Consider the following 9,295-nt stretch of genomic DNA (forward strand, 5'->3'; position numbering starts at 1 on the left):
ATTATTATGGACTACGGGACATACAGAGGCATTTTGACTCTGGTAATTTTAGTATTATTTATTGTGATTGTTGGATGGGCATATAGCAAGCGTAGTAAAAGTCGTTTTAAAGACGCTGCTAATGTCATATTTGAAGATGAAAAAAAACACAACAATACACTCTCTAACGAGGAAAAGGGGTCTGAGAAATGACTAGCTTTTGGAGTATATGGGTTATTGTATTAACCCTTGCATGCTTAATCATTATCTTTGGTCTACTAGTTTGGAACTTAAAAAACTATGTAGGCGTAAAAGAAGGTGAAAGCTGTGGACATGAGTTTGACGGCATTGAAGAATTAAACAATCCACTACCAAAATGGTGGACTTACATGTTCTTCGCAACCTTTGTGTGGTCTGTTTATTACTTAGCAGCCTACCCAGGTTTAGGTAACTGGGAAGGTTTAGCAAAATGGACAAGCTCAAACCAAGGTATTACCTCTTTAACTGAATCGAAAGAAGCAGTCATTGAAGCTAAAGAAGATGGCCGTTTTGTAAAGCTAGATGCTGAATACCGCACTGCTGAAGAACGTTTTGGTCCTATTTTTAATGAATTGGCTCAAATACCTGTTCTAGATTTAGTAGAGTCTAAATTTGCTGGTGATGCAGCACAGCAAGTTGCGCTAGAAAACGGCACTACGCATGAGCAAACGCAAGGCCAACTCGCTGTTGAAATTGGTCAACGTTTGTTCTCACAAAACTGTGCACAATGTCATGGCTCTGATGCTCGTGGTGGTACTGGCTTCCCTAACCTTACTGACAACGATTGGTTGTACGGTGGTTCTCCTGACAAGATCAGAGAAACATTACTTTTAGGTCGTGTTGCAGCAATGCCACCTTGGGGTGATGCATTAGGTGAGCAAGGCGTTAAAGAAATGACGGCTTACGTACTTAGCCTATCTGGCCGTACTGTTAACCAAAAAGATGCCGATGCAGGTAAAGCAAAATTTGCTATGTGTGCTGCGTGTCATGGTCCAGATGGTAAAGGTTCAGTTGCCCATAACCTACCGTTTGGTGCACCAAACTTAACTGATAACATTTGGTTATACGGTGGCTCTCAACGCGCTGTTGAAGAAACACTTAACCATGGCCGTGCTGGTGTAATGCCTGCATGGAAAGAGATTTTAGGCGAAGATAAAATTCACCTATTAACTGCTTACGTTTACAGCTTATCGCAAGATAAATGACGATAAAGTTAACAAAACGTTTCAGTTTTAATCTTTTTATTTCAGTAGATTAATTCAGATCAAAAAAGCCTCCACTCGGAGGCTTTTTTTTAGTCTTTTCATTCTATTTATTATAATATAGCCGCACATTAATTAATTTTAGAGCGACTATGCAACCGACTCCGTGGTATAAAAATTTTTGGCCTTGGTTTTTAATCTTCTTTCCTTTAGCTGCAATTATTGGCTGCATTAGTTTATTTATTACAGCCATTGGTAACGGCCCAGATATGGTTGTAGATGATTACTATAAAAAAGGCAAAGCAATCAACTTAGAACTCGTTAAGTTTGATAAAGCAAAAGCGTTGTATTTACATGGCGACCTAAATGTATCAGATAAGCGTGTAAGCTTTAAATTTACCAAAGGCGATACCAGTAATATACACGCATTAAGATTGTCGTTTTTTCACCGAACTATAAAAGCACAAGATTTTGAAGCTACCCTCACTCCAAATGCTAATCAAGAGTTCACTGCATTATTAGAAAGCTATAAACCAGGCGCATATTCGGTATTTATTGAACCCGTTGATAACAGTTGGAAAATGAAAGAAAACGTTAGTTTACCAACCACCGCCACCGTTTTAGTGACTCCTAACTATAAGTAGTATTTAGTATGTCTAAAAATTGCTTTCATTGTCTTGAAAGTGTGCCTGCTGGATTTAGCGCACATGTTGTTATAGACAATACCGCTGAGCCAATGTGTTGCATTGGCTGCCAAGCTGTTGCACAAAATATCATTGACCAAGGGATGACCGACTACTACAAATATCGCACTGTTAGTGCCGGTAAAGTAGAGCAACTCGTCCCAGAACAACTCGCTTTTATTAAAAGCTATGACAATGAAGATATTCAAGATGAGTTTATCAGTACGCATAACGACAACTCTGAGGTGCTTCTCAGTGTTGAGGGCATTACCTGCGCCGCCTGTGCCTGGCTTATTGAAAAGCAATTACTTAACCTTAAATCGGTAAAGCGCGTTGATGTAAACACCTCAACAAATCGCGCTATGATCCAATGGGATAAAAGCGCAACCCCTTTAAGTGAGCTAATCACCTCACTGGCTGAAATAGGCTACAAAGCCTATCCATTCCAATCAGATTTAGAAGCCCAGCAAAAACAACAAACAGCCAAAGCGTATATTCGCCGCCTCGGCGTGGCAGGCTTAATGACCATGCAAGTGATGATGTTTGCCTTTGCTATGTACTTTGGCATGTTCTCTGGGATGGACAGTAATTTTGAACAATACTTTAGATGGATCAGCTTGATCCTTGCAACGCCCGTAATTTTATACAGTGCCCTGCCCTTTCTAAGTAACGCAATTAACGGCTTAAAAGCAAAACAACTGAATATGGATTTACCGGTATCATTGGCGATTTTTGGTGCCTATGGTGCAAGCTGTTACGCCACGGTAATGGAAGTCGGTGAAGTTTACTTTGAATCTATTTGTATGTTTACCTTTTTACTCTTATTAGGTAAATACTTAGAATTTAGAGCGCGTTTAAAGGCCAGTGAATTTACAGCCAACTTACAAAAGCTACTGCCACTGACTGCCCGTACACTCGATGAAAACGGCAAAGAGCACATAATTGCCGCTAAAAAGCTCAAGCTTAACGATATCGTTTTAATAAAAGCAGGCGAAACTATTCCTGCCGATGGCATCTTAGTCAAAGGCAGCACCAGTGTTGATGAGTCTATGATGACTGGTGAACATCAGCCAGTACGAAAGTATATTGATCATAACGTATATGCGGGCACGGTTAATCATGATGGTATTATTGAAATAAAAATCAATAAGCTTGGCCAAAATACCCTGCTTAATCAAATTATTCGCCTGCAACATAATGCCCTAACAAAACGCCCACGGTTAGTAGAAATTACCGACAAAGTAGCGCAGTGGTTTGTCGCGGTATTACTGGTATTTGCCTCTCTAACCGCCATTGGCTGGTATCAAATTGACCCTGATGTTGCTTTTTGGATCACTATATCGGTGTTAGTGGCCACCTGCCCGTGCGCATTAAGTTTAGCTATTCCAACCGCGTTAACCTGTGCTGTGGCTACCTTAACTCGTAAAGGAATATTAATTAAGCAAGCACATGTGTTAGAAACCCTATCAAAGCTTACTTTAGTTGCTTTTGATAAAACAGGTACGCTTACGCAAGGTAAATTTAGCCTCGACGTTGTTGACATACTTGATGATAACTACAGCAAAGAGCAAATTCTTGATATTGCAGCACAGCTTGAGAGCTATTCTGAGCATCCTATTGCTAGTGCCTTTAAAGAGTTTAAAGGTCAGCGTAAATTTGACGGTGTACAACTCCATCCCGGGGTTGGGATCAGTGCTCAATACGATAATACGCATTACGCCATTGGTAAAAGTGGCTGGTTTGATACCAAAAAAACCAATGCGCAAGCTACCCTTTACATAAACAAGCAACCTGTTGCACGCTTTTACTTTATTGATAAAGTAAAAACAGATGCCGATAAACTCATTAACTCGTTAAAAGCTGCCAATCTAAGTTGTCATATGCTAACAGGTGACGCCTCAGCTGCCGGTGCCAAGGTGGCTAAAAAATTAAAGCTTGATTCAGTACAAGTCAGTTGTAGTCCAAAAGATAAACAAGTCGCAGTTGAACGCTGGTCAACTCAAGGTGAAGTTGTTGCTATGGTTGGCGATGGCGTAAACGACAGCCCAGTCTTTGCCAGCGCCCATTTATCTATCGCCATGGAAACCGGTGCCGATATATCTAAAAACAGTGCTGATGTTGTATTGCTTAACAGTGATTTAGTCTCTATTGATCATTTGTTGACGATTGCTAAGCAAACACGGCGTATAATTAAGCAAAACCTAGCGCTTTCTTTATTATATAATGGCTCTATATTGCCGCTTGCTGCTATGGGTTTAGTTGCGCCTTGGATGGCGGTAATTGGTATGTCTGCCAGCTCTATTATTGTGATATGTAATTCACTAAGGCTATTAAAGTTATGAGCATAATTTATATTTTAGTTCCTATCGCTATCTTGTTTGTACTAATTGCCATTGGCGTGTTTTTTTGGGCAGTAAAAGGCGAGCAATTCTCTGATTTAAACAAGCAAGGCCACAGTATTTTGTTTGAAGACGATAAAGAGCAACATAATAAAAGTAATGATTGACCCGATTTTTGTTAGTGCTTTTTTAATGGGGTTGATTGGCAGTGGCCATTGCATTGCTATGTGCGGCGGCATTGCCAGCTCATTACAGTTAGCCAGTAACAAGCGCCAAACTTGGTTATACTCTCTAGCCTATAATAGCGGTAGAGCGCTAAGTTATATGCTAGCTGGTGCCCTTGTTGCCGGTATTAGTAGTCAATTTGCCACACAAAACTCGGCCTTTGCGCTGTTTTTATCATTTTTAGCGGGCGTGTTTATGTTACTGGTCGGCGTTTATATCATGCGCTTAGCCGCGACATTACAATGGCTCGAAAAACTTGGCAAAACCCTCATTTGGCAGCACTTAATTAAACTTAATAAATATTTAATGCCCATTGATTCTCCACTAAAAGCGCTTGGTTATGGCGCGCTATGGGGCTGGTTACCGTGCGGCTTAGTATATTCTGCGCTCACATGGGCGATGACCAGTGGCACTGCCATAAATGGTGCTCTGGTTATGCTGGCATTTGCCCTAGGTACGTTCCCTGCCATGATCACCTTAGGTGTGGCTGCACAAAAGCTCAATACGCTTTATAATCACCCTTGGACGCGAATAATATTAGGCAGTGTTATCATTTGGTATGGTATCTACCTTCTGATCATTGCAACAGACAAGCTAGTGCATTAACATTGGTAAACGTTGTGCATAAAAATTTAACGGATTGAACTTATGGATTTTTCTCAAAGTCGTGCTAAAGGTAATTGTGCCATTAGCTGTAATAACTGCAGTATTAGCCAGTTATGTTTACCATTTTCTTTAAATGGCCAAGAAATGGATAAACTTGATGAGATCATTGAGCGAAAAAAACCATTACACAAGGGTGACTACTTATTTGAATCGGGCGCACCTTTAAATGCAATTTATGCAGTTCGTTCGGGGTCGTTTAAGTCGTATACCTTGTCAGAGCAAGGAGATGAACAAATTACAGGCTTTCATTTAGCGGGCGACCTTGTTGGTTTTGACGCCATCAATAAAATGCAACATCAAAGTTTTTCTCAAGCACTAGAAACCTCAATGGTATGTGAAATTCCCTTTGTAACTCTTGACGAACTAGCCGGTAAACTGCCTAAATTGCGCCAACAGATAATGCGTTTAATGAGTAGCGAAATAACCTACGATCAAGAAATGCTATTATTACTTAATAAAAAGTCTGCTGAAGAACGTCTTGCTAGCTTTATTTATAACTTATCAGAGCGTTTTGGTGAGCGTGGTTTTTCACGAAAAGAATTTAGATTTACTATGACTCGCGGCGAAATTGGTAACTACTTAGGTTTAACAGTAGAAACTATCAGCCGTTTATTAAGCCGTTTTCAAAAAGCCGACTTAATTAAAGTAGAAGGTAAATTTATTACTATTTTAGATAATGACGCTTTAGCTAAAACGGCTGCGATTGTTAAGCCTCGTTAATAATCGCTTCTCATTTTAAAATTAATCCTACCCTGAATTGGAGCGTAATTATTGCAATTATGCTCTATCTCTACTAACACTTTGAGTAGAGGTATTAACCATTCACTTTTAATACTCGATGAATGAATTGTCTGGCTCATTTTTTAATATAAAAGCAAAAACGAGTGGATTCACTGTAGAAGACAACACTTTAATAAAACCTGAGAATAATTAAATTTTTATAAAGCCGTACATGCTTTTATACAAGATAAAGAGTTTTAAAATTAGAGAAACTTTATTTCTTGATATAGAACAAGAATATTAGTGCTACCCCTTTAACTGTTGTGTATTTGCGTTACACTCAAGGTATAACTGTTAAGTGAATGGAGTAGCACAATGGAAACGATTAAACGTATTATCGCGGTTATTGACCCAACTAAAGACGATCAAAATGCCCTCGCGCGATCAATAGATTTAGCCAAAAAATCAGGGGCTAGCATTACCGCCTTTATGACGGTATACGATTTCTCTTACGAAATGACTACTATGCTCTCTGGTGATGAACGTGAAGCAATGCGTAAAGCGGTGTTAAAAGATCGCGAACTATGGTTAAAAGATCTTGTCTCTCCTTATCAAAACATTAATATTAATACCCAAGTCATTTGGCATAACCGCCCTTACGAAGCCATTATTAATACCGTTATTAATGATAAATATGACCTAGTGATCAAAGGTACTCATCAGCATGGTGCGCTTAAAGCGGTTATTTTCACGCCAACAGACTGGCACTTAGTCAGAAAGTGCCCAACCCCTGTATTATTTGTAAAAGATATGGCGTGGCCAGCACATGGGAATATTTTAGCGGCTGTTAATGCAGTCAGTGAAAATGATCAGCACCTGTCACTTAATAAACGCATAATTAAAGATGCACAATTTTTATGTGAACTGGCTAATGCTAAACTTAACTTAGTCAATGCATACCCTGCTACACCGGTTAATATAGCCATAGAGATCCCTGAGTTTAACCCAGGGTTATATAACGAATCAGTTAAAAAACATCATATTGAATCAACCAATGAACTCGCTAATGAGTTTAACCTAACCTCTGATCAATGCTTTATTGAAGAGGGATTGCCAGAAGATGTGATACCGGATGTTGCAAAACGCTTAAACAGCGAATTAGTGGTTATTGGCACGGTCGGACGGACTGGCTTAAGCGCTGCCTTAGTAGGCAACACTGCTGAGCATGTTATTGACAGCCTTGATTGTGATGTACTTGCACTTAAACCTGATGGGTACGTAAGCCCGCTCGCAGAAAGTTAGCGTTTGCAGTAGCTCCCATATTACATATGGCATATAATACGTCCCTTTATTTTTAGCAATTAATTTTGCCGTACTATTTATAAGGGGGCGTAGTGTCTCATTCTGCTCAAGCCAAAGCTCAATACAACTTAAATAAGCTTCAAAAGCGTTTACGCCGCCTCACAGGTCAAGCTGTCATGGACTTTAACATGATTGAAGAAGGCGACCGCATTATGGTGTGCTTATCGGGTGGCAAAGACAGCTACACTATGCTCGACATGTTGCAACATTTACAACGTGTTGCACCTATCAAATTTGATTTATTTGCAGTAAATCTCGACCAAAAACAACCTGGTTTTCCTGAGCATGTGCTTCCTGAGTATCTTGATAATTTAAATATTGAATACAAAATTGTAGAAGAAGATACCTACAGTATTGTTACTGATATTATTCCTGAGGGTAAAACAACCTGCTCGCTTTGCTCTCGCTTGCGCCGTGGTATTTTATATCGCACGGCTAAAGAGTTAGGTGCGACTAAAATTGCACTGGGCCATCACCGCGATGACATGATAGAAACCTTGTTTTTAAATATGTTTTATGGCGGAAAACTAAAAAGTATGCCGGCTAAACTAATGAGCGATAACGGTGAGCATATGGTTATTCGCCCACTGGCTTATTGTAAAGAAGCCGATATAAGCAAATATGCGTTCAGCCAAGACTACCCTATTATTCCGTGTAATTTATGTGGCTCACAAGAAAACTTACAGCGTAAACACACTAAAAATATGCTGGAGCAATGGAATAAAGAGCACCCAGGTCGTGTAGAGAGTATTTTCACCGCCATGCAAAACGTTGTGCCTTCACACTTAGCTGATAATCAATTATTTGATTTTACCAACTTGCAAACGGGTGACATTATTGATGGGGGCGATATCGCGCTCGATAAACCAGATATTCCAAAAGCGCCAGTTAATCATGAACAAAATGAAACAAACCAAGCCGACGTGGTTACCATTAATTTAAGCTAATTTTTAAGGGTTTGCAGTAATGCAAACCCTTCTCTTTGTTCTATGCTGCTACTGACCAGCAGCTAATCCTTGTAAAAACTCTAAACTCTGCATTTCTTGTTTGTTTGCCTGATAAGGCAACTGTTGTAAGCTGTCGTAAGCAAAATCATCAATAGTAAACTCGCTAATTTCACTTTCACCAAAACTGTTAAGCTCACCTGAGCTTGGCGACATACGTTCAATAACAAAGTCCCTCAACCGTAAGTCATTCGTTTGCTTGGGCAAAACAGACCAATGCGCTTTAAAGTCAATTTGCTGACTGCCCTCATTTAAACGTGCTTTAGCAACTAAATGTGCTAATGGCGAGGTGCCACTGTATAAGTTAGCTCTTAAACGGTATAAGCCACTTTTTATCGAAATTTTCCGAGAAAACCCATTGTTCGACGCGAAGCGGCGTCGATGGGATGAATCGGAATAGTCAGCCCTGCTCTTGAATGTATTTTCGAATTGTATCAGCAGCCGCATTTCCAACAGAGCAAACAAAACATCCGTCAGACCAAACTGTCTTTTTAACCCAGAATTGCTTTTTAAACCATTTAAATCTCGACCATAGACTTTGCGTTGTAGATTGTTTAATTCTCCTAACGTAACTCGCAACGCTGATATTGGGAGAAATCGTTAGCAATATGTGTATATGATCTTTGTCCACCTCCATCTCTTCGATATTAAATTCTGAGCGCTCTGCAATTTCAGTGATTTTTTGTTTTACAAAATCACCTACATCACCTTTTAACAATTGTTTTCTATATTTAACTACAAGAATTAAATGTAGCGCTATTAAATATTTACAGTGAGATTTAGTTCATATTCCATCTTGACAACTCATTTCCATACAGTAGTCTATACAGTATATGAAAAAGACGCTTAGATACAACTACAGGCTAAATCCTACGGCAGAGCAAGAAGCTAAACTCGTTGAGTTTGGCGCGACAGCGCGTGGCATTTGGAACTTATTGTTGTCTGAGAACATGCGTCGATACGAGCACGATAAAACGTTTTTGTTTTACAAAGACATGGCCTCACTACTTAAAGATATCAAGACGTTCGAAGAGTTTAACTGGATCAAAGCATTCGATTCTGCGGCAGCTCAACAA

Annotated in this window: 11 protein-coding genes and 1 pseudogene; 10 read left to right on the forward strand and 2 right to left on the reverse strand. The window is 39.6% G+C overall.

Annotation, left to right across the window (positions count from 1 at the left end; genetic code table 11):
- Positions 1 to 6: 6 nt before the first annotated feature.
- The 9 genes from BG00_RS12765 (at position 7) to ttcA (ending at position 8,162) form a co-directional block, all read left to right on the forward strand.
- On the forward strand, positions 7 to 192 hold the full coding sequence (locus tag BG00_RS12765; RefSeq protein WP_010389598.1) for a cbb3-type cytochrome oxidase subunit 3: 186 nt from the start codon (positions 7 to 9) through the stop codon (positions 190 to 192).
- Positions 189 to 1,223, forward strand: a complete 1,035-nt coding sequence (gene ccoP / locus BG00_RS12770; RefSeq protein ID WP_036983016.1) for a cytochrome-c oxidase, cbb3-type subunit III — start codon at positions 189 to 191, stop codon at positions 1,221 to 1,223. Before BG00_RS12765 ends, ccoP begins: the two co-directional genes overlap by 4 nt.
- Before the next feature lie 149 nt (positions 1,224 to 1,372).
- Complete coding sequence (locus tag BG00_RS12775) at positions 1,373 to 1,864, forward strand: FixH family protein (RefSeq protein WP_036983017.1); 492 nt, start codon at positions 1,373 to 1,375, stop codon at positions 1,862 to 1,864.
- 8 nt (positions 1,865 to 1,872) lie between these two features.
- Complete coding sequence (locus BG00_RS12780) at positions 1,873 to 4,245, forward strand: heavy metal translocating P-type ATPase (RefSeq protein WP_036983018.1); 2,373 nt, start codon at positions 1,873 to 1,875, stop codon at positions 4,243 to 4,245.
- Complete coding sequence (gene ccoS / locus BG00_RS12785; RefSeq protein ID WP_008109812.1) at positions 4,242 to 4,409, forward strand: cbb3-type cytochrome oxidase assembly protein CcoS; 168 nt, start codon at positions 4,242 to 4,244, stop codon at positions 4,407 to 4,409. Before BG00_RS12780 ends, ccoS begins: the two co-directional genes overlap by 4 nt.
- Positions 4,402 to 5,073: a sulfite exporter TauE/SafE family protein gene (locus tag BG00_RS12790; protein ID WP_036983020.1), complete on the forward strand. Its 672-nt coding sequence runs from the start codon at positions 4,402 to 4,404 to the stop codon at positions 5,071 to 5,073. Before ccoS ends, BG00_RS12790 begins: the two co-directional genes overlap by 8 nt.
- Before the next feature lie 42 nt (positions 5,074 to 5,115).
- A complete protein-coding gene (locus BG00_RS12795) occupies positions 5,116 to 5,853 on the forward strand; it encodes an FNR family transcription factor (RefSeq protein WP_036983021.1) in 738 nt (245 codons plus the stop codon).
- 375 nt (positions 5,854 to 6,228) lie between these two features.
- Entirely contained in the window at positions 6,229 to 7,155 is a 927-nt protein-coding gene (uspE, locus tag BG00_RS12800; protein ID WP_036983022.1) for a universal stress protein UspE, read from the forward strand.
- A 92-nt stretch (positions 7,156 to 7,247) separates the two neighbouring features.
- The gene (ttcA, locus tag BG00_RS12805) at positions 7,248 to 8,162 is read left to right on the forward strand and encodes a tRNA 2-thiocytidine(32) synthetase TtcA (RefSeq protein ID WP_036983024.1); all 915 of its coding nucleotides are present in this window, start codon (positions 7,248 to 7,250) and stop codon (positions 8,160 to 8,162) included.
- A 48-nt stretch (positions 8,163 to 8,210) separates the two neighbouring features.
- Here the strand turns inward: ttcA and BG00_RS17480 are convergent.
- Together BG00_RS17480 and tnpA are read right to left on the reverse strand one after the other, a co-directional pair.
- Positions 8,211 to 8,555, reverse strand: a pseudogene (locus BG00_RS17480) (hypothetical protein); the annotation flags it as partial.
- Positions 8,556 to 8,619: 64 nt separating this feature from the next.
- On the reverse strand, positions 8,620 to 8,979 hold the full coding sequence (tnpA, locus tag BG00_RS12810; RefSeq protein ID WP_081762908.1) for an IS200/IS605 family transposase: 360 nt from the start codon (positions 8,977 to 8,979) through the stop codon (positions 8,620 to 8,622).
- A 73-nt stretch (positions 8,980 to 9,052) separates the two neighbouring features.
- Between tnpA and BG00_RS12815 the strand changes: the two genes are divergently transcribed.
- The coding region (locus tag BG00_RS12815; protein WP_036983027.1) for a helix-turn-helix domain-containing protein at positions 9,053 to 9,295 on the forward strand (243 nt) is incomplete at its 3' end.

This window comes from Pseudoalteromonas sp. SCSIO_11900, from assembly GCF_000576475.1.
In the GTDB taxonomy this organism is placed as follows: domain Bacteria; phylum Pseudomonadota; class Gammaproteobacteria; order Enterobacterales; family Alteromonadaceae; genus Pseudoalteromonas; species Pseudoalteromonas tetraodonis.

Coding starts and splice junctions, on each gene's coding strand:
- BG00_RS12780 (WP_036983018.1), top strand. CDS start 1,873: ATGTCTAAAAATTGCTTTCATTGTCTTGAAAGTGTGCCTGCTGGATTT.
- uspE (WP_036983022.1), top strand. CDS start 6,229: ATGGAAACGATTAAACGTATTATCGCGGTTATTGACCCAACTAAAGAC.
- BG00_RS12795 (WP_036983021.1), top strand. CDS start 5,116: ATGGATTTTTCTCAAAGTCGTGCTAAAGGTAATTGTGCCATTAGCTGT.
- ccoS (WP_008109812.1), top strand. CDS start 4,242: ATGAGCATAATTTATATTTTAGTTCCTATCGCTATCTTGTTTGTACTA.
- ccoP (WP_036983016.1), top strand. CDS start 189: ATGACTAGCTTTTGGAGTATATGGGTTATTGTATTAACCCTTGCATGC.
- BG00_RS12775 (WP_036983017.1), top strand. CDS start 1,373: ATGCAACCGACTCCGTGGTATAAAAATTTTTGGCCTTGGTTTTTAATC.
- BG00_RS12790 (WP_036983020.1), top strand. CDS start 4,402: ATGATTGACCCGATTTTTGTTAGTGCTTTTTTAATGGGGTTGATTGGC.
- BG00_RS12765 (WP_010389598.1), top strand. CDS start 7: ATGGACTACGGGACATACAGAGGCATTTTGACTCTGGTAATTTTAGTA.